The 20,044-nt window shown below is 48.2% G+C and carries 16 protein-coding genes and 1 riboswitch; of the genes, 13 read left to right on the top strand and 3 right to left on the bottom strand.

Annotation, left to right across the window (positions count from 1 at the left end):
• Positions 1–7 precede the first annotated feature (7 nt).
• Positions 8–1,102, top strand: coding sequence for an alkene reductase (locus FJD32_RS12425; protein WP_109277882.1), 1,095 nt, complete (start codon positions 8–10; stop codon positions 1,100–1,102).
• A 230-nt stretch (positions 1,103–1,332) separates the two neighbouring features.
• On the top strand, positions 1,333–2,340 hold the full coding sequence (locus FJD32_RS12420) for a class I SAM-dependent methyltransferase (RefSeq protein WP_037431613.1): 1,008 nt from the start codon (positions 1,333–1,335) through the stop codon (positions 2,338–2,340).
• A gap of 291 nt (positions 2,341–2,631) precedes the next feature.
• On the opposite strand, the gene FJD32_RS12415 is transcribed toward FJD32_RS12420, so the two are convergent.
• A complete protein-coding gene (locus FJD32_RS12415) occupies positions 2,632–4,731 on the bottom strand; it encodes a glycoside hydrolase family 97 protein (RefSeq protein ID WP_140906655.1) in 2,100 nt (699 codons plus the stop codon).
• 217 nt (positions 4,732–4,948) lie between these two features.
• Here FJD32_RS12415 and FJD32_RS12410 point away from each other — a divergent pair, with 217 nt between their 5' ends.
• Both FJD32_RS12410 and FJD32_RS12405 read left to right on the top strand, forming a co-directional pair.
• The gene (locus FJD32_RS12410; protein ID WP_037419037.1) at positions 4,949–5,737 is read left to right on the top strand and encodes a tRNA (adenine(22)-N(1))-methyltransferase TrmK; all 789 of its coding nucleotides are present in this window, start codon (positions 4,949–4,951) and stop codon (positions 5,735–5,737) included.
• A gap of 112 nt (positions 5,738–5,849) precedes the next feature.
• Positions 5,850–6,380: an NUDIX domain-containing protein gene (locus FJD32_RS12405; protein WP_055648294.1), complete on the top strand. Its 531-nt coding sequence runs from the start codon at positions 5,850–5,852 to the stop codon at positions 6,378–6,380.
• Positions 6,381–6,490: 110 nt separating this feature from the next.
• Here the strand turns inward: FJD32_RS12405 and FJD32_RS12400 are convergent, their stop codons facing one another.
• On the bottom strand, positions 6,491–7,174 hold the full coding sequence (locus tag FJD32_RS12400) for a hemolysin III family protein (protein ID WP_055648295.1): 684 nt from the start codon (positions 7,172–7,174) through the stop codon (positions 6,491–6,493).
• Positions 7,175–7,452: 278 nt separating this feature from the next.
• On the opposite strand from FJD32_RS12400, the gene FJD32_RS12395 reads away from it, so the two are divergent.
• The 9 genes from FJD32_RS12395 (at position 7,453) to FJD32_RS12355 (ending at position 18,535) form a co-directional block, all read left to right on the top strand.
• The gene (locus tag FJD32_RS12395) at positions 7,453–8,706 is read left to right on the top strand and encodes a hypothetical protein (RefSeq protein ID WP_140906654.1); all 1,254 of its coding nucleotides are present in this window, start codon (positions 7,453–7,455) and stop codon (positions 8,704–8,706) included.
• Between the two features lie 166 nt (positions 8,707–8,872).
• Positions 8,873–8,971: riboswitch (TPP riboswitch) on the top strand.
• Positions 8,972–9,127: 156 nt separating this feature from the next.
• A complete protein-coding gene (gene thiC / locus FJD32_RS12390) occupies positions 9,128–11,290 on the top strand; it encodes a phosphomethylpyrimidine synthase ThiC (protein ID WP_140906653.1) in 2,163 nt (720 codons plus the stop codon).
• 2 nt (positions 11,291–11,292) lie between these two features.
• Complete coding sequence (thiE, locus tag FJD32_RS12385) at positions 11,293–12,990, top strand: thiamine phosphate synthase (protein WP_140906652.1); 1,698 nt, start codon at positions 11,293–11,295, stop codon at positions 12,988–12,990.
• Positions 12,987–13,925, top strand: a complete 939-nt coding sequence (locus FJD32_RS12380; RefSeq protein ID WP_055648299.1) for a HesA/MoeB/ThiF family protein — start codon at positions 12,987–12,989, stop codon at positions 13,923–13,925. Before thiE ends, FJD32_RS12380 begins: the two co-directional genes overlap by 4 nt.
• Complete coding sequence (thiS, locus tag FJD32_RS12375; protein ID WP_037418815.1) at positions 13,922–14,125, top strand: sulfur carrier protein ThiS; 204 nt, start codon at positions 13,922–13,924, stop codon at positions 14,123–14,125. Before FJD32_RS12380 ends, thiS begins: the two co-directional genes overlap by 4 nt.
• Before the next feature lies 1 nt (position 14,126).
• Entirely contained in the window at positions 14,127–14,891 is a 765-nt protein-coding gene (locus FJD32_RS12370) for a thiazole synthase (RefSeq protein ID WP_140906651.1), read from the top strand.
• Positions 14,888–16,003 (top strand): 2-iminoacetate synthase ThiH, encoded by a 1,116-nt coding sequence (thiH, locus tag FJD32_RS12365; protein WP_140906650.1) that lies wholly within the window; start codon positions 14,888–14,890, stop codon positions 16,001–16,003. The genes FJD32_RS12370 and thiH overlap by 4 nt, the downstream gene beginning before the upstream one ends.
• Positions 16,004–16,115: 112 nt before the next feature.
• Positions 16,116–16,379, top strand: a complete 264-nt coding sequence (locus tag FJD32_RS12360) for a hypothetical protein (RefSeq protein WP_037418823.1) — start codon at positions 16,116–16,118, stop codon at positions 16,377–16,379.
• Between the two features lie 2 nt (positions 16,380–16,381).
• Positions 16,382–18,535 carry a putative metalloprotease CJM1_0395 family protein gene (locus FJD32_RS12355; protein WP_140906649.1) on the top strand — a complete coding sequence of 718 codons (2,154 nt, stop codon included), beginning with the start codon at positions 16,382–16,384 and terminating at the stop codon, positions 18,533–18,535.
• A gap of 451 nt (positions 18,536–18,986) precedes the next feature.
• Here the strand turns inward: FJD32_RS12355 and FJD32_RS12350 are convergent, their stop codons facing one another.
• Entirely contained in the window at positions 18,987–19,889 is a 903-nt protein-coding gene (locus FJD32_RS12350; RefSeq protein WP_037418830.1) for a LysR family transcriptional regulator, read from the bottom strand.
• Between the last annotated feature and the right edge of the window lie 155 nt (positions 19,890–20,044).

Raw genomic sequence — 20,044 nt, 5'->3', positions numbered from 1 at the left:
GGAAAGTATGTTCAAGGCATTCAAAGGTCATGTGTTAGAAACCAAAAACCGTATTGTGATGGCTCCAATGACTCGCTCACGTAGTACTCAGCCGGGGGATATTCCGAACGAGATGATGGCCACCTATTATCGCCAGCGAGCAAGCGCAGGATTGATTATTACCGAAGGCGCACCCGTATCAGCGGTGGCGAGAGGCTATTCAATGACCCCAGGGATTTATACTCCAGCACAGATTGAAGGCTGGAAAAAAGTCACTGAAGCGGTGCACCAAGAAGGTGGGAAAATATTTATCCAACTCTGGCATGTTGGTCGTCGCAGCCATTCGAGTGTGTCTGGCGCTGAGCCTCTTGCGCCATCGGCAATAAAAATACCCGATCAGGTATTTGGTCCATTGCCTGAAGGTGGCTTTGGCATGATTGAAACCCAGCAGCCAAAGGCGATGAGCGAACAAGACATCCAAGCGACTACCAGCGATTTTGTGCAAGCAGCACAAAACGCGATGTTAGCCGGTTTTGATGGGGTTGAAGTGCATGCAGCCCATGGCTATTTATTTGATACTTTTTTGCGCTTAGAAAGTAATCAACGGCAAGATCGCTACGGTGGCAGCCAAGAAAATCGGTTGCGTTTTTTAGTCGACACCTTACAAGCCCTTACACAGACCATTGGATCAGGGAGAGTCGCTGTGCGGATATCTCCCCATATTGGCGAGGGATTTACCGGTGACAACCCTGACATCATCCAATTAACACTCGCCTTGCTACAACACCTACAACCGATGAATCTTGCCTATGTGCATTTTTCTGAAAACATCTCGCGCTATGTGGAAGTGTCTGACGCGTTTCGTCAGCAAGTGCGCAGTGTGTATCAACATCCTATAATGGTGGCGGGGAAATTAACCAAGCAATCTGCTCAGCGTTTACTCGACCAACACTATGCTGATTTTGTGGCCTTTGGCACGCCGTTTGTGACCAATCCGGATTTAGTCGCGCGCTTTGCCCATGACTGGCCATTAACCGAGTTTGATGCGGATGCAAGGCTTACCTTGTATGGCGGCGGTGAAGCTGGCTATATCGATTATCCCGTTTATCAGGCATCGTTTTAGTGACATAGTCTAGTGGTGTCGTTTGCGGCTACTAATGGTGTAGGCGCTAAGGGAAGGGGTGAGCCAAAGGGGCTGCCTCACTTAGTGCCTTAAGCTAAAACGGCTCCGCTTGCATAGTCTGTAATTGGATACTGGGGGAATTTATCCGATATTTTGTCGCTGAGTTTGCTATCATGCCGTTTTCCCCTTGAAACCTTACGCAGGTTTCCGCTGTATGAGTCCCGCTTTTTATGTCTATTCAAACGCTGTTATCGACGGCTTTAGCTAAACGCCATGATTTTTTACTACAAGCAGAACAAGATCATACCGATTGTTTTCGGGTGTTCCATGGCACGGTCGAAGGTGTCAGTGGCTTGAATGTCGATCGCTACGGCGATAATTGGTTAGTGCAGAGTTTTCACCACACCTTAACCGCTGAGGAATTAGCTGAAGTAGTGGACGTGCTCACCCAAGAAGTAGCCCTGCCGGTAGTGTATAACGACCGCTCCGCTGGCCATTCGCGGGTGCTCAATGCGCTAAGCCCTGAACTGGATGATATTGCCAGTGCCGAGTTGGTGATGCAGGAAAATGGGATTAAATTTACCACTAAGCTACGCCACGAAGGACAAGATCCGCTGCTATTTCTTGATATGCGTATTGGCCGCGAATATGTGCGTGCACACAGTCAAGATAAAACCGTACTGAATTTGTTTTCTTACACCTGTGGTATCGGCACTGCTGCGGCCATGGGCGGCGCAGAACGGGTTGTGAATGTCGACTTTTCCTCCTTTGCACTCGCCGCAGGGCGAACTAATGCCGAATTAAACCAAGTGTCAGAGGTATGTGAGTTTGTGCAGAGTGATGCGTTTCCGGCTTTGCGCCAATTAGCTGGTTTAAGTGTGGGAGGGCGCCGCAACCAAAAATTACCCAGTTACCCCAAATTGCCGCAAACCCAATTTGATTTGGTATTTCTTGATCCGCCTCGTTATGCCAAGAGTGCCTTCGGGATTGTCGATTTAGTTAATGATTACCAAGGGTTATTTAAACCCGCATTATTATCAACCAAGGCTGGTGGCACCATAGTGTGTTGCAATAATGTCGCCAAAGTAGACCGTCAAGATTGGTTTGATAGTCTAGTTCGCTGCGTTGAAAAACAAGGCCGAGGTGTGATTGATCACACTTGGCTCGATCCCCATGAGGATTTTCCGTCATTCGATGATAATCATCCCCTTAAAATTGTGGCGTTGACCTTAAATTAACCTGAGCTCGGGATAAGTAGCGCCGCTGAATAGGCATCTTTTCGAGCCTCTCTGCGTTGCTCTGTCTCACCATAGCTCGCTATGGCGTACGACAGAGCGCCTTGATATGCGCAAAAATCTGCGCATTCAGTCGGGAAAAAGATTTTTTTATTCAAAATAATCATCTATGGCATTGATTTTGTTTGTTAAATTTAGACTTTTCGACACTCGTTATCCCGAGTTCAGGTTAAATTAATCGCATTGCAAACCTAATAGGGCGACCATCTTGGTCGCCCTATTACTTTGCTTAATTTAAAGAGCCTTAAAGCGGATCGCTGTGCCACCACTGCTGGCGAGGGCTAAGGTTAGGCTGTCTTTGGCGCTGACCTCTTTGGTTTCAATCACATAATTATAGGGATTGGTTTTCCAATCGGCTTTAGCGCCATCACGGTAGATCTGGGCTTGATAGCGTTTGTTTGGATCGAGGAAATCCAGTTTAACCTTGATCTGACGGGCATTTTCATCGGTCAGCGCCCCCAAGTACCAATCCTGCTGATCCTTGGCTTGGCGGGCAAACACCACATAATCACCCACTTCGCCAGCCAGTGCGATACTTTGATACCAGTCTGTTGGTACATCGCGAATAAACTGGAAGGCATCTAGATGTTTTTGATAATTGCGTGGCAAGTCGGCGGCCATTTGGATTGGGCTGTAGAGCACCACATACAGGGCGAGTTGCTTCATTAAGGTGGTTTGCACACGATTTTCGGCATCTAATCCCTTAGGCGCCAAATCAAAAATCCCCGGGGTAAAGTCCATTGGTCCAGCCAGCATGCGGGTAAAGGGCAACATGGCGGTATGTTCTGGGCTATTTGGTGGGCTGCCCCAAGCATTGTACTCTTGGCCGCGGGCACCTTCGCGGGAGATCCAGTTAGGATAAGTGCGGCGCAGCCCAGTATCTTTAATCGGCTCGTGGGTATTAATGCTGATATGGTGCTTGGCTGCTTCGGTAACGCTGTGAAGATATTCGCCCACCATAAACTGACCGTCGTGCCATTCGTGACGGGTGATGCCATTTTCATCGATGCGTTTGATTTGTCCACCGTCAGCGACATAACCGGTTTTGACTTGGGTCACGCCATGTTTTTCATACAGGGCGAAGGCATCATTCATTTGCTTGCGGTAGTGGGTGACTGAGCCTGCGGTCTCGTGGTGACCAATCAGGCGCACGCCTTTTTTCGCGCCGTAGGCGGTAATGGCGGGTAAATCGAAATCATCATAGGCCTTAGTAAAACTGAATTGATCGCCATTATGGAACCAATCGCCATCCCAACCTTGGTTCCAGCCTTCGACCAAGACACCATCAAACTGGTATTTGGCGGCGAAATCCATATAACGCTCTGTTTCGCTGGTGGTTGCGCCGTGTGTTGGACCCGAGCCCCAAGTGTTTTCATTGAGGTGCATCCCCCACCAAATGCCGACATATTTACCCGGTTTAACCCAAGAGACATCCCCCAGTTTATTGGGTTCATTCAGGTTGAGTATAAGGTGAGAATTAAGCAGCCCCGTGGCCTTGTCGGCGATTTGAATCGTGCGCCATGGGGTATAAAAGCCCGCTTGGGTTTTAACGCGAATACCATCTGACCAAGGGGTGAGATCGGCCTTAAGCTTGCCATCGCGCTGTTGATCGAGGGTCATCGAGGCAAAATCAACTAACGCTGCCTCGTGAATGCTTAAATGGGTGCCATCGATCAGTTTAAAGGTAAAAGGAGTATGGGCTCGGTCGACCTGATTGAGCGCGCTGGTGCGATACAGATATTCGTAGCGGTTCCATCCGCGAGAAGGGATCCACCAGGCGGTGGCCTTATCACTCTGACCAATATTAAATTCGGTAAGTTCATCGGTGATGGCAAGCGGTGTATTCGCTGGTAGGGCGTTTTGAGTCGCTAAGTGATAACGAAAGCCGATGCCATCGTCAAAGGCTTTAAACTCGAGGTTTAAGTCGATTTTACCGTCGGTTAATACCACGCTCAGTTGATTGTGTTGATCCTTAATCCACTCTTGCTCACCCCAAGGTTGCTTCCATTTTTTATTGGCACTGGCGGGGTGGCTCGATTTGATACGTAGACCTTGGCCTAATTCGCCCAGTGAGGCAAAGACTAACCCTAAGCGGCTCGGTTCGATAACGGTTTTGCCATGAAAATGGATTTGGTATTCGGGGCGGCCCGTATCATCACTCAGACTCAAGACGATTTGCTTATCGGGGGAGCTCAGGTTGAGGGTTTGCGCCGTGGCACCTGTACTCAACAGGCTGCTAATGCTGAGTGCTAGCAAGCTGGGCGTGAATAAAGTGTGTCGATTTCGCGTTGGCGAGTTGATGTGGCGTGCGTGGGTAAGAAGATTGCTGAACATTCCCTGATCCTTGTTTTTATAGTGAATATGGGTCAATGCATACTAGTGGTGATGGCTTTTTACTCGCAATGGGTTGCATACGTATTCACCGGTGTGGCCTAGAGGCTGGCAGCCTGATAGTCAAACCTAAAGAGATGGGTTTTAACCGCTGACTCGGGTAGAATGCGCGGCTTATGGCGCTCAAGCATGTATGGGCGCGATTTTTGAGGCGTCAGCGGTGAAAATCAGTCAGCGATTACAGCAGATCAATCAGATGGTAGAGCAAGGATACGATCATATTTGGGACTGCTGCTGCGATCATGGTTTACTCGGCATGCTGTTACTGCAAAGAAATGCCGCGCCTAAAGTGCATTTTGTCGATTGTGTGGCGCCCTTAATGCAGCAACTCAGCCTTGAGTTAGCTCGGTTTTTCCCCCGGCAGCCTATCTCAAACGCTCAAAACGAAAAAGAGCAAACCACCCATGCCCAGAGTGAATGGCAAGTGCATTGTCTGGATGTGGCGGCGTTGCCACTGGCGCATTACGGCAAGCAAGCCAAGCACTTAGTGATTATTGCGGGTGTGGGGGGTGAGTTATTGGTTGAACTGGTGCGCAGCATAGTGTCGTGTTATGGCCAGTATCACAGCGACAATCACAACCATTCTTATCATTCCAGCCCGCTCGAGTTTATTTTGTGTCCCGTGCATCATAATTATCATGTGCGCAGCTCACTTGCAGAGTTGGGATTATCCCTTAAGCAGGAATATTTACTCGAAGAAAATCAGCGCTTCTATGAGATATTGCATTTAACCCATTCGAGTACAGCTTCGAAGCGCAATGACGTGGCACCCTTAAGTTCGACTGGCTCAATTATGTGGCAAGGGTTAGATGCGGATAAAACCAGCCAGGCTAAGCGTTATCTTGTGCAGACAATCAGCCATTACCAACGTATCCCCGAGAGCCGCTTGCCAAATAAGGCGCAAATAGTTGCGGCCTATCAGCAAATCTTGCGGCAACTAAGCAACTGAATTAACCCGTTTCAAGTGTACGTATTGTTGTGCGTGTTGCTTGAAAACGGTTTTGCTCTATAAATCCATAAAGTTGGTTTATGCTAATAGGCCGTTAATCTTGAGTTTTTCTATGCGTTTATTGAAGTCCACCCGAGCCGCCAATATCAATTTGAAACAGGCAAGGATCTTTTATCGCCAAGCCGCCCGCGCCATTGTGCTGTCGGGGGAAGATATTTTGCTGCTCTATACCCAAAAATATCGAGATTACGGCTTGCCCGGCGGTGGTGTGGATAAGGGCGAGAGCATCGAGGTTGGGCTTATTCGTGAGTTACAGGAAGAAACCGGCGCCATTGCAGCTAACGTTATTGCACCCTTTGGCCGCTATGAAGAATATCGACCTTGGTTTCGCGAAGGCGCCAACATAGTACATATGGATTCCTATTGCTACCTGTGTGAAATCGATATGACTTTAGGTAACCGTGGCTTAGGTGAGCCAAAGCTTGAAGCCCATGAAGTGAAAAACGGTATGCGCCCTGAGTGGATCAATATCCATCAAGCCATTGCCCATAATGAAGAAATTCAGCGCACCTTCGCCAACAAAGGCCAATCTATCGACAGGGAAACCTTTTTGCTGAAACAGATAGTTGCAGAATTATTGTAGATAACGCTTGGCTGGCGACTTTATCACTTAGCCATAAAACTCAGTCTCAAAGCATTGATATAAAAAAGCCACCCAGAGAATGGCTTGTGTGACTCAGAGTGCGTGAGATGCTAGATCACTGTTAAATAAATACAGAAGAAATGACTCATCGCGCCAGCTAGCACAAACAGATGCCAAATCGCGTGATTGTACGGAATACGTTTGCCGACATAAAAGATCACTCCAAGGGTGTAAAACAACCCGCCCAATAGCAGTAGATTAAATCCAAGCGGTGACATTGCTGCTGTCAAATCGCCAATCACCGTCATACAAAGCCAACCCATCGCCAGATATAACACAAGACTGAGTTTTTTAAATCGGTGAATAAATAAGGTCTTAAATAAAATCCCACCAATAGCCAAAGACCAAATCGCCGTCAGGATAATGGTTGAAAGCTGTCCATGCAGGCTGATTAACATCAGTGGGGTGTAGGTGCCCGCAATTAAGCAGTAGATAGCACAATGGTCGGCAATCTTAAGTTTATGTTTCCAGCCTACATGCGTCACGCTGTGATACAGGGTAGAACTTAAAAACAACAGGATAAGGCTTGTACCATAAATAATAACACCTGTAAGTTGAATATTGGTGAGATGATCTGCGCCCTTAAGTAGCATAAAGATTAAGCCCACTACACCTGCAATCACCCCTAGGCCATGGCTGATACTATTGGCAATCTCTTCACTAAGGCTATAGCTACTGATGTTCAATGGTTTTTCATGACTCATTTGCGGCTCTATCAAACTCTGGCTTGGCATGCTGTTGATCCACTCGATGACGATAATGATTGAGTCTATCAGTAGATAAAAGGGAAAGCTACAATTGGCTTACACGTGTAAGCTGATTTGTTTTGCGTGTTCTTGCCATTGGCTATAACACTGATGAGTTCTGTTGTCCTTGTACAAGATTATGGTACTGGTTTACAACTGAATAATGTCACTGCTTTGGAACTTTGTTCGACTCACTTTCTCTAATTCTCCGTAAGATGTCATGGATTTGTTAAGTACTTTATTCATTAAGTACTAAGGGATTGATTTTGCCTGTTCGATCGAATATAGCCCCAGAAGATGATCTTAGTGTTGATGTGCTCGGCCGCGTTACAAACGATGAGACCGCACCATTTTCCGCTTTGCCTTTTTGTGCAACGTTTTTAAGTGCTACAGCCCAAGGCGCTACAGATTTGAACACTAAGCCTTTTAGCGCTTTAAGTGTTCATGTCGAGTCTTGTGATAACAATCTACACCTCAATTTAAGTAAAGCAGACCAAAGATCAATCGATAGCGCATTTAAAACATCTTCAAATCTAAGCGGGCTAGAGCGGCCACATTATTTCAATCTTAAGCTATTGCTTTGGGTCATGTTTGGCCATGGCTTACTGCTGTTTTTATTAATTTTTTTATGGCGAACCCAGTCGGAACACTTAGGGCTGCATTTTACTGAATCATCTGCTAACGCACGGACTACAACCAAAGCGTTAAAGGCATATTTTATTTATGCGCCGCCAACGCAAACTGCTCCAGCGGATTCTGCTCAAGATATCTCAGTGGAAGAGTTTATTAACACTAGCGAGCCGATAACCTCACCGCCTAATACCGTAAAGCCGGCAGCTGATATTGAGCAGTCAGCGAAAGTGTCACCAAAAGTCGCAGTAAAGCTGACGCCAAAACCCATGGAGCAGATAGCCAAACCTCCAGAAGTCAGCGCCCAAGAATCAAAAGTAACAGAATCAAAAGCATCAGTACCAAACACATCTGTGCCTAACACCTCAACGCCGAACACCTCAACTCAGGGCCAAACCCAGCAGAGTGCAAAAGAGGCTGTTAAACCGAAAAAGGCAGAAACCCAATCAAGCTCGGTTCAAGCGGCAAGTACTGAGCAGTCTGCGGCTAGTGGGCAAAGCGGTGGGGCGGGCAGTGTGGGATTATTTACCCAGCGTTATTTTGAACGACAGCGTGAGCAAGCTTTAGATGATTTAGTGTTAGAGCAAGCAAATCATTACTCTAAACGGTCGAATATGTCTGAAATGAGCCCTGAGATGGAGGTACTGATTGTGCCCAATGCCGACGATTTTAGCGGCCCCACCAGTTTGGATTTAGAACTGGATCCGAATCGTATCGTTCGTCAAGGTAATACCTGTTATCGGGTCGTCAAAGTAGGCACCCCAATTAATCCCTATGCTGAGAACTTAGGTTTCCCCTTCGATTGCAGTGGCAAGAAAATGAACCAAGAAATTGACGATGCCATTAAGGCGCAGCTTAATAAAATGATGGTAAAGCGGCCAAAAGGCTAAAAAATAACGATGATAAATTTTCACTCAAAATAATGATTTTAAAAGTTTAATAACATTGAATGCTATAATATACAGTGATTTATGAATTCTTTATTTTTGATTGATATCTAGGTTTTTGTCCTTAAATTACGCTTGTTTGTTCGCAGCGCTTCTGCCTATACTTTTGCCCATCTTGTCGGAGTGCCTCTTGGCTGAGACCGTTTATTCGGGATCCGTTGAACCTGATCAGGTTAAAACCTGCGAAGGAAACAAGCATAATAACTTCCATTAAATCGTATCAGCGGCAATCTTTTGCCGTCTATTAACCCATCGATTTAGTCGTTATTGAGTCAGTAAATCCACTTAAGGTTTACAAGGCTCAGCTCTCAACACTCAAGCCTCCAGACAAGCAACCCCATTTTTAGTTAAAGTGAGATTGCTTATGTCCAGTTTAGAATCGTCCTCAGAATCACTTGCCGTGAACACTCATGGGCAAACTAGCCGCCGTGCGGCGCGCGCCGAGGCACAAGCCTTTATCGATACTCTTAAACCATTACAACATCCTAATTCGCAAAAGTTGTATTTGCAGGGAAGCCGCGAGGATCTCCGTGTAGGAATGCGGCAAATTCTGCAAACCGATACGCGGATTGGCGGCACTGCGACCGCGCCGATAGTCGAGAAAAATCCTCCCATTCCGGTGTACGACTGCGCTGGCCCGTATTCCGATCCGGCTGCGCAAATTAACGTGCGTCAAGGACTAGCCAAACTCAGATTACCGTGGATTATTGAGCGCCAAGATACCGAAGTGCTCGATTGTGCAACCTCAGATTTTACCCAGCAACGCCTGAAAGATGATGGGCTCGATCATCTGCGTTTCGAGACCGGCTCAAGTGCGATTGTTCGTCCTCGCCGCGCCTTACTGGGTAAACGCGTGAGCCAATTACACTATGCCCGCCAAGGGATTATTACCCCTGAAATGGAGTATGTGGCGATTCGGGAAAATATGGCGCTCGCCGAGGTGCAAGATGAAATCTTAAACCGCCGCGGCCAAGGTGAATCCTTCGGCGCGGTAATAGGTAAACCGATTACCCCTGAATTTGTCCGCGATGAAATTGCCCGTGGACGCGCCATTATTCCGTTAAATATCAATCATCCAGAAGCTGAGCCTATGATTATTGGCCGTAACTTTTTAGTCAAAGTGAACGCCAATATCGGTAACTCGGCGGTCACGTCTTCCATCGAGGAGGAAGTGGAAAAGCTTGTTTGGTCAACCCGTTGGGGCGCGGACACTGTGATGGACTTGTCCACTGGCCGGTATATCCATGAAACCCGTGAATGGATTATCCGTAACTCGCCAGTGCCGATTGGCACAGTGCCGATTTATCAAGCACTGGAAAAAGTGAATGGTGTTGCTGAACACCTGACCTGGGAAGTATTTCGCGATACCTTGATTGAGCAAGCGGAGCAGGGCGTCGATTACTTTACCATCCACGCGGGCGTGTTATTGCGCTATGTGCCCATGACCGCTAAACGGGTGACAGGGATTGTGTCCCGCGGCGGCTCAATCATGGCCAAATGGTGCTTGAGCCACCATCAAGAAAACTTCCTCTATACCCATTTTCGTGAGATTTGCGAGCTGTGCGTGGCCTACGATGTATCGCTGTCATTAGGCGACGGTATGCGACCAGGCTCCATTGCCGATGCCAATGATGAGGCGCAGTTTGCCGAGCTTGAAACCTTAGGCGAGCTGGTCAACATCGCCTGGGAATACGATGTGCAGACCATTATCGAAGGGCCTGGGCATATCCCGATGCAACTTATCAAAGAGAATATGGATAAGCAGCTTATCCACTGCGCCGAGGCGCCGTTTTATACCCTAGGGCCTCAAATTACCGATATTGCGCCGGGTTACGATCATTTCACCTCCGGGGTCGGTGCGGCGATGATCGCATGGTATGGCTGCGCCATGCTCTGCTATGTGACGCCGAAGGAGCACTTAGGTTTGCCCAATAAGCAGGATGTCAAACAAGGGCTGATTGCCTACAAGATTGCCGCCCACGCTGCTGATATTGCCAAAGGCCACCCAGGCGCGCAGATCCGCGACAATGCATTATCCAAGGCGCGTTTTGAATTCCGCTGGGAAGATCAATATAACCTAGGGCTCGACCCTGATACCGCCCGAGCCTATCACGATGAATCCCTGCCACAGGAGTCGGCCAAGGTCGCGCATTTTTGCTCTATGTGTGGCCCTAAGTTCTGCTCAATGAAGATCACCCAAGATGTGCGCGACTATGCGGCAAGTTTAGCGGCGGGTACGTTGTCAGTGGCTTCGTCAAGCCAAAATGTTGTGAGCGCTGAAGCGCTTGCATCGATAAACCCTGCTCAACAAGGGCAATCAAACACAGAAGCAATCCAGCAGATCAGAGTCAAAACTCAAGATGAATTAGCGGTGGCCATGGCGCAAAAATCGGCTGAGTTTGCGGCCTCGGGCGCCAAACTGTATCTGCCGCTGGGCGATGCTAATACAGCTAAAACTGCCAATGAAGCGGCAAAGCATCAGGATGGGGCAGAGCTCAAACCAACAGCACAGGTTGCGGAGGTTTGATAATGACCTTTGCTAAAGATATTAGCCAGGTGGCGCCTAAACCTATCGTCTGGACCATTGCGGGTTCAGACAGCGGTGGCGGCGCGGGGATCCAAGCCGACTTGGCCACCATCAAGGATTTGGGCGGCCATGGATGCAGCGTGATCACCACGTTAACGGCCCAAAGTTCGGTGGTGGTAGCGTTAGTTGAGCCTGTGAGTGAGGCAATGTTACTCACACAGCTTTCGACCCTGTTAGCTGATTTACCGCCTCAGGCGATTAAAATTGGCTTACTCGCAAATCAGCAGCAAGTGCACTTAGTTGCCGATTGGTTGGCTGGTTTTAAAACCCAATTTCCACTCGTCCCCGTTATTCTCGACCCTGTAATGGTTGCCAGCTGTGGGGATGAGCTCGGCGATAAGAGCACTGCAAGTAAACCTCTGGATTTTGCACCCTTTAAGGGGTTGATTAGCCTGATAACGCCGAATGTGCAGGAGTTGGCAAGGCTTACTGTCGCCACAGACAAACGAGCGTCAGCCATTCATACAAAAGCAGAATTCGCCGGTGCGGCAATGCAACTCTCTGCGCAATTAGCGTGCAGCGTATTAGCCAAGGGCGGCGATATTGATTTTGCGGCTCAGGCAAGTGCTGGCATTAACACCAGTGATGTCTTAAGCGATCAAAAAAGCGATATCACAAGTCATCGCATCGCTACAGAGAATCAGCGTTTGGCGGAGGATTTGTTGATTTGTCATCAGGTTACTGGCTGCTCACCGCTTGACGAGAATGGTGGTTTTTGGCTCAGTAGTGCGCGGATAAACACGCGCCATAACCACGGCAGTGGTTGTACTCTGTCTTCAGCCATCGCCTCGGTGCTAGCCTTTGGCTTTGTATTGCAGGATGCGGTTGTGGTAGCAAAAGCCTATGTCAATCAAGGCTTAACTTATGCAGTCGGGATTGGCCAAGGCCCCGGACCACTCGCGCGTACCGCATGGCCGCACAGCTTAATGGCGTATCCTTACGTCACTTCTTACACTAAAAATAGCTTGAATGAATCCAGTGATTTGCAATGCGGCGCGTTTAAGCGCCTTGATCCTGACTTAGGGATTTATCCCGTTGTCGATAACTTACTGTTACTCGAACAATTATTGGCGGGGGGCGTGAAGACGGTACAGCTCAGGATAAAGTCTAATGCGCTAAAGTCTAATGTGCTGGCGTCGGACGAACTTGAGGCACAAATCCAAACCGCGATTGCCTTAGGTAAACACTATGATGCGCAGCTTTTTATCAATGATCATTGGCAGTTAGCGATAAAGCATGGCGCATTTGGGGTACATCTTGGACAAGAAGATCTAGCGGTGACGGATCTAAACGCCATTCATGGCGCGGGATTGGCGCTTGGCATCTCTAGCCACGGTTATTTCGAGTTGCTGCGTGCCCATCAACATGCGCCATCTTACATCGCCCTTGGGCATATTTTCCCGACGACGACCAAGCAAATGCCATCGGTGCCACAAGGGTTATTCAAGTTAGCGCATTATGTTGAACTGTTAAAAGCGCATTATCCCTTAGTGGCAATTGGCGGCATCGGGCCTTCGAATCTTGCCCAAGTCAAAGCCTCTGGGGTGAACAATATTGCCGTGGTGCGGGCGATTACCGAATCAAGCGATCCAATAATTGCCTTTGCCGAATTGACGCGAGCTTGGGAGTCAAGCTTATGAGCATGACACAAGAGCAGGCGCAATCCCTTGCCGATAAAGACTTTATTCGTTATTCGCGGCAAATATTTTTACCTGAGGTCGGCGAGACTGGCCAGTTGCAGCTTAAACAGGCTCATGTCCTTATCGTAGGCCTCGGCGGCCTTGGGCAATTGGCTGCGCAGTATTTAGCCTGCGCCGGTGTTGGGCGCTTAACGCTTGTCGACGGTGATAGGGTGGAATTGTCCAATCTGCCAAGGCAATTACTCTTTAATGACGACGATATTGACCATCACAAAGCCCTCATTGCTAAACAGAAATTAGCCGTGTTGGCGCAAGGTTGTGAGATTGATGCCTTTGCCGAGCAATTGACTCTAGAGTCTGCGAGCGATGTATTAGCTCACCTGTTAACCCATAGCGAAGAAACTCGGTTAGTACTTGATTGCACGGATAATCTTACTGCGCGCCATTGTATCAATCGGCTGTGTATCGAGCATGCCTTGCCTTTGGTGAGCGCCTCGATTGCAGCCTTTAACGGCCAACTGTTTGCCGTTGATCAACAGCGTTTCCCTATGGGAGGCTGTTATCACTGTATCTTCCCCTCGAATACTCGCGCGCCACAAAACTGTAGCAGTCAAGGAGTGCTCGGCCCCAGTGTCGGCGTGATGGCATCGATGCAGGCGCTGCTAGCGATGCAATTGTTGCTCTTAGCCACGCCGCCAACTTCTACAACAAAACAAACGGGTAATCAGTCTTTCGAAGAGACAAGTCACCCAGTCACCTCCACGAGAGCGCTACTTGGCCGATTTTGGCGTTTCGATGCTAAGTTACTCCAATGGCATTCGGCCGCATTAACCCGTGATCCCGAGTGCAAGGTGTGCGGATTAAAGCCGAGTGCATTAATGCAATCAACCACAGCTGCTTCATTCAAATCTGTCCCTAATCGAGGTTTGTTATGATTTTAATTCATCTCAATAATGTGCCCCAAACACTTCAACAACCGCTCAGTTTACAAGCCTTGTTAGAAGCACAAAATATTAATCAACAATCAGTCGCATTAGTGCTAAATGAGGCCGTAGTGCCAAGGCATAGATGGTCATCTATCCTCTGCCACCATGAGGATAAGATTGATGTATTTGCCGTGGTCGCGGGAGGTTAAGATGTTAACGATTGCAGGTGTGGAATTTGAGTCACGATTATTTACGGGCACGGGAAAATTCAGCTCAAGTCAGCTGATGCTGGAGTCAATTAAGGCGTCTCAGTCGCAGTTGGTGACCGTTGCGATGAAAAGAATTGATTTAAAAACAGGGGCTGATGATTTGCTCTCGCCACTTCGGCAAGCGGGCGTGCGACTCTTGCCTAATACCTCGGGCGCGCGTAATGCTAAGGAAGCGATATTCGCCGCGGAATTAGCGCAGGAAATGCTGGGAACACAATGGGTTAAACTTGAAATTCATCCCGATCCCAAATACCTGATGCCCGATGCAGTCGAGACGTTAGCCGCAGCCAAAATCCTCTGTGAACGTGGCTTTATTGTGATGCCCTACGTGCATGCCGATCCCGTGCTGTGCCGGCGTTTAGAGGATGTTGGCTGCGCCGCTGTGATGCCTCTGGCAAGCCCAATTGGCACCAATCAGGGGCTGGTGACGGAGCCTTTCATCAAGATGATTATCGAGCAAGCAAGGGTGCCGGTGGTGATTGATGCGGGAATTGGCGCGCCATCCCATGCAGCGCACGCGATGGAGTTAGGTGCCGATGCCGTGCTGGTTAATACCGCCATTGCCAGCAGCGCATCTCCCATTGAAATGGCGTTGTGCTTTAAGGATGCGGTAGATTGCGGGCGACGCGCCTTTGAAGCTGGGCTTGGCCGGGTGCAAACCCAGGCTGTGCATACCAGCCCATTAACGGGATTTTTGCAGCAATGAGTTTTGTCGATCAATTTACCCGTATTGAACGGGATAAGTTATTGCTGGCGTTATATTCCTGCACGGCGGTGGAGGTTGAGCGTGCCCTGATGCAACCCGAGGGTAACCTACGGAGTTTACTCGCCTTGCTGTCTCCTGCGGCCGAGCCCTATATCGAAGAGATGGCACAGCGCTCGGCAGCGCTCACTCGGCAACGCTTTGGGGCCAATATCGGATTGTACTTACCACTGTACTTGTCCAATCTTTGCGCTAACGAATGTGATTACTGTGGTTTTAGCATGAGCAATAAGCTCAAGCGTAAAGTGCTCAATGAGCAGGAACTTGCTGCCGAAATGGCGATTATAAAATCCCGCGGCTTTGATTCTATCTTGCTAGTGTCGGGAGAGCATGAAACTAAGGTTGGAATGGATTACTTTCAGCGGGTTTTACCGTTGGTAAAACAGCAGTTTAGTTATGTGGCTATGGAGGTGCAGCCGCTTGAGGAGATTGATTATCGCCAGCTTGTTGAGCAAGGGCTGGATGCTGTGATGGTGTATCAAGAAACCTACCAAGCCGCAACTTATGCTAAACATCACACCCGGGGCAAAAAACAGGACTTTGCCTATCGGCTTGCCACGCCCGATCGCGTTGCCCGTGCGGGTATCGATAAGATAGGCCTCGGTGTGTTACTAGGATTAGATGACTGGCGGCTCGATGCCTTACTGATGGGCCACCATTTGGACTATTTAGAACGACATTACTGGCGTACTCGTTTTAGTATTTCTCTACCACGTTTGCGGCCTTGTACTGGTGGCATAACACCAAAAGTGCATTTAACCGATCTTGGACTGGTGCAAATGATCTGTGCCTTTAGACTTTTTAATCAACAACTTGATATCAGTTTATCGACCCGCGAGGCACCATCGCTTCGGGACAATTTACTGCCTCTTGGGATAACGCAAATGAGTGCGGGCAGTTCAACTCAGCCCGGAGGTTACCAAGCACCTGATAGTCAGCTCGATCAGTTTGAGATCAGCGATGAGCGAACTGTTGAGCAGGTCATCAGTCAAATGCGACTCAAGGGATTTAACCCCGTCTTTAAGGATTGGGAATCGGCTTGGATAGCCTGTTAAAAAAGGAGCTGAAAATGAGCAAAAAAGCTGTCCATAAGAGGGATAAATCTGTACATCAAGGTAGGTTTGGTCAATAATTAACCTAGTGTTCACCAGATGCAGGAATCCCTTTATGCAAATCCAATCTGCTTATGCTTCCGGTCTGCAAGGCTTGCAAACGGCTCAATCAGGCTTAACACAGGCTACGATTGATGTGGCTAAACCGAGTCCTTCGCAAAGCGCTGCACCCACAGAAACCGCTAAGGCGGTAGATGAAACCGATAAAACTTCAGCATTAGTTGCTGCCAATTCATCATTGCGACAAGGCGAAGCATCGACTGAGGTACTAGAGAGAGAATCTGAAACTATAGGTTCGATTATTAACATCAAGGTGTAACTATGTCGGTCATGGCGCTGTCATCTCAGGTTGGCGCGCCATCCAATTCGTTTTTGAGTGCTGATAAGCCGATTGAGCCGCTAAAAGGAGCAAAACCTCAAAGTGGACTGGTTTATCAAGGTGACAATAGTCAGACGGTTGCTAACCATAGCGCTTCAACGGCTAGCCTTCATGCACCAAAATCCGAAGTGAGTGGGGCACTTGAACCGTCTTTAAGTAGCTTTACTGCTGCTTCCAACCAAACTTTGCCTTTCACTGGGACTCGGCCTGAGTTATTGGCAGGCACTAAATCGAGTTATGCGAGCCTTTCTTCTAGCGCGAATAATGTTGATGCGAGTGCGATACAGAAAGCTATTGTAGATTTAGGCGTAAACGCTTCTGCTCAATTACATTCAAACCCCTCTGCTCCAAAACTGATAGATTCGACTTCACAGTTTTCAACTAATAAAAGTTTTAGTTTACTCACAGGACCTCGTTCCATAGGTGGAATGAGAGGTGGGCAAATTGCTGCCTCTCAGACAGCCGTGTCAGTGTTGAGTGCTCCTGATATGGGGCTTTCAGCATTGAATGGTGCCGTTAATCCTCTGGTTTCTTTGGCGCCAAGCACAACCGCTTACTCAACTGAAAGCGATATCGGTAGTATTACTTCGTCAAATTCGGATTTCGCCAATATATTCCCGACTTCAGATCCCATCACAACGAGTGTTGCACCTTTGGGACAACAAAAGGCCACTAGTACAGCAATGAGTCCTTTTGCTACTGAGTTTTCTTCGGGGACCCGCGATTCGGTGGTGGCTAACGTTGGTGATAGAACCTCGCCTCAGGCAAACAGTTTGAGTGAGCAGTTTAGTCATATCTTTGGCCAACCTGCCGCGACCAAGGAACCAGTTGGGAGTGAATCGGTAGCAGGCGAACTTTCTCACATTCAGCAAAATCAAGCTGAACAAGTTCGTGATGAGCAAGCTAAGCAAGCAAGGGAAAAGGCTATACAAGAGCAGGAGCAAAAACAACAAGCATTAGCCGAAGCCTTTGCTAAAGCCGATAATAGCCAACAAGCTCAGCAGACACAGGTCGAACAAACTCGCCAGCAAGACTTAGCGAAAGAGCAAGTCAAACAGACACAAGAAAAGGCGATAGAGCAACAAAAAGCCCAAATTGATGAATTAAAAGCAAGGGACACAGAAGTCAAAGCTCACGAGCACGCTCATGCCAGCGTGGGTGGTCAATATGCCCAAAGCCCCAGTTTCAAGTATGAAAAAGGTGCTGATGGCCAACGCTATGCCACCGACGGTGAAGTACAAATCGATGTGTCGACAGTACCAGGCGATCCTCTGGCGACCATCAATAAAATGAAGCAAGTCTATGCGGCCGCGATGGCGCCAGTTGACCCATCTTCTGCCGATATTCGCGTGGCGGCGCAAGCACTGCAGAAAATGAATGAGGCCAAGGCTAAACTTGCTGAAGAACGTCAACAGCAGATTGTTGACCAGTCCACAACGGAAACCTTAGTAGGTGCCGAGGCGCAACTTGAAAACTTGCCACCGCTCAAAGAACGTCAAATTCAAGTCACGGGTAAGGTTGATGCCGATGGTAATATCACGGTCCCCCAAGACGAGCCATCGGCTCCTGTTACCGAAGTGATTGATAAGATTAAGCAAGCTATTGCGGCGCAGGTTGCATCGAGTGATACCTCTGATGCCGTAAATGCCATAGAGGTTGAAAATAGCGATACAATTGAACCTCCAACAGCAACCTTGGCCGTTGGTTCTGTGCAATCAAACCAAGCTGAAAATCCGCAGATTTCCTCACAGCGACTCGAATCATCCGCTCGCTTATTCAACAAGGGTGCATTGAATCTTAACCAAAGGGACAGCAATGCGGTTCGTTTCTATGATGCGGTAGCCGTAGCAGCGCTAGCCAGTAATCAAAACTCAACACTAGTGCACAATGAGTCGAGTGTTGATGCACATCGTGGGGAGATAGCAGAACCAATAGACGATTCTGCATTGGCGTCTAGCTCGACTGTTTATGGGGAGAATAGTCTTATTTCCAATGGATTAACACTTGACTCATCAAACCGCCAAGACACTCGCGGCCTGTTCAACCCTCAAACTTTAGCACTGCATCGTCCGCGTTTCTTAGATGTGAATGTCTAGGGCGTGTTGACGTTTCGAGATTAGATTTTGTTCGTTCTGGCAAGCACGTGCTCGCGAAACGAGGAATGATGTGTAGTTATTCTACTCAAATGACGAGCGGCTCTTATGACAGAAAGTAAGAGCAAGTGCTTGCTAGGCGAACCCTTCGGGCAGCATTTGGCTGGCTTTTCTGCCGCGTTATCGTCCGTTTATGTAGAATAACTACACAGCACGGACTTTGCCTTGCATAAAAGCCCGCCAAATTGCTGCAAAAATACCCCTAAAACGTCAACACGCCCTAGCCTCTAATTCTCGATATTCTCGCAAATATTAACCGAGTAGCGTTTGCCCATTAAGGCCTATCGCTTAATCGTGCTCTGTTTGCAAGTTTGTAGCTATAAATCAAATAACAGTGATTCTCGATTTGCCAAGCACTCATTTTGCCGTGCTAGAGGAAACAACCTTAGCGTTATCAATCGGTAGTGCTCACACCATGGTGCTTTAGGATATAAGAGGCCAGCAGTTTCGAGGCGGGGCCTTGGTGATCGCGGTTGGGTATCACAAGGCTAAGCATTATCCGTCGTTTCTGGCTGCCTTGCAGGTGTAAACGCACCAGTTTACTCGCGGCTAATTCTTCTTGGATAAGGAAGGATGGGATCCAACAAAAACCAATTCCCTGGTTTAAAATAACTTTCGCCTCATGGAAGTTAGATACTGTCCAGCGCTGCTCGGCTTTGAGCCAGCCGATATCAATGTTAGATTGCACGCCCGTGTCTTTGATCACTAATTGCAGATGCTGTGCCAACAGTTTGTCGTCATCTAAAGTGCCAATGTCGGCTAAGGGATGGCTCGGGTGGCAAACCAGATGCAGCTCTTGTTCACATAGAGGCTCGGATAAATAGCCTTTGGGTGGGATGCCTGCACAAATGGCGATATCGACTTTATTCTGCAAGATCAGCTCCTGCGTCCCAGTGATCACTGAATCAAGCATAATAATGCGAGTACCACGGCTATGGGGCAGAAAGTCACTTAGCGCACATACAAGGCTTTCCATCGGATAGACAATTTCACGGGCAATGGTCAGCGTTGGCTCCCAACCTTGCTCTAGGTTGCTAGCAAGTTGTTCTAATTCATTCACAGATTGAGTGACATGGCGTGAACGTCGCAGTAACACTTCGCCCTGTGGTGTTAGGTAAGCTTTGCGGCCTCGAACTTCGAGTAGCTCAATTCCCAATTGATGTTGCAACTTGGCGACAGCATGGTTGAGAGACGATTGGCTCTTGTTGAGTTTTTCTGCCGCCTGCGCATAGCCGCCATAATCGACGACGGCCTGTAAAATACGCCATTGCTCAAGGGTGGATTTAGCGCGAGTCATGGAGATCCTAATGTCTAACGACAGTTTTCTAAAAAAACGATAGGTTTAGCCCTATAGTGGCGAGTCATGATCGTTTATTCAATAGTATCGGTGATTTAATTGGGAGACGATAATCGCGGCGATGTGCAGCGGTATGATTATTACTGACGGTAAGA

Source organism: Shewanella sp. LC6, from assembly GCF_006385735.2.
Classification (GTDB): Bacteria; Pseudomonadota; Gammaproteobacteria; order Enterobacterales; family Shewanellaceae; genus Shewanella; species Shewanella xiamenensis.
The sequence above is the reverse complement of the archived record's forward strand: the minus strand, read 5'-3'. Positions and strand labels throughout refer to the sequence as shown.

Coding starts and splice junctions, on each gene's coding strand:
- FJD32_RS12425 (WP_109277882.1), top strand. CDS start 8: ATGTTCAAGGCATTCAAAGGTCATGTGTTAGAAACCAAAAACCGTATT.
- FJD32_RS12420 (WP_037431613.1), top strand. CDS start 1,333: ATGTCTATTCAAACGCTGTTATCGACGGCTTTAGCTAAACGCCATGAT.
- FJD32_RS12415 (WP_140906655.1), bottom strand. CDS start 4,731: ATGTTCAGCAATCTTCTTACCCACGCACGCCACATCAACTCGCCAACG.
- FJD32_RS12405 (WP_055648294.1), top strand. CDS start 5,850: ATGCGTTTATTGAAGTCCACCCGAGCCGCCAATATCAATTTGAAACAG.
- FJD32_RS12400 (WP_055648295.1), bottom strand. CDS start 7,174: ATGCCAAGCCAGAGTTTGATAGAGCCGCAAATGAGTCATGAAAAACCA.
- thiC (WP_140906653.1), top strand. CDS start 9,128: ATGTCCAGTTTAGAATCGTCCTCAGAATCACTTGCCGTGAACACTCAT.
- thiE (WP_140906652.1), top strand. CDS start 11,293: ATGACCTTTGCTAAAGATATTAGCCAGGTGGCGCCTAAACCTATCGTC.
- FJD32_RS12380 (WP_055648299.1), top strand. CDS start 12,987: ATGAGCATGACACAAGAGCAGGCGCAATCCCTTGCCGATAAAGACTTT.
- thiS (WP_037418815.1), top strand. CDS start 13,922: ATGATTTTAATTCATCTCAATAATGTGCCCCAAACACTTCAACAACCG.
- FJD32_RS12370 (WP_140906651.1), top strand. CDS start 14,127: ATGTTAACGATTGCAGGTGTGGAATTTGAGTCACGATTATTTACGGGC.
- thiH (WP_140906650.1), top strand. CDS start 14,888: ATGAGTTTTGTCGATCAATTTACCCGTATTGAACGGGATAAGTTATTG.
- FJD32_RS12360 (WP_037418823.1), top strand. CDS start 16,116: ATGCAAATCCAATCTGCTTATGCTTCCGGTCTGCAAGGCTTGCAAACG.
- FJD32_RS12355 (WP_140906649.1), top strand. CDS start 16,382: ATGTCGGTCATGGCGCTGTCATCTCAGGTTGGCGCGCCATCCAATTCG.
- FJD32_RS12350 (WP_037418830.1), bottom strand. CDS start 19,889: ATGACTCGCGCTAAATCCACCCTTGAGCAATGGCGTATTTTACAGGCC.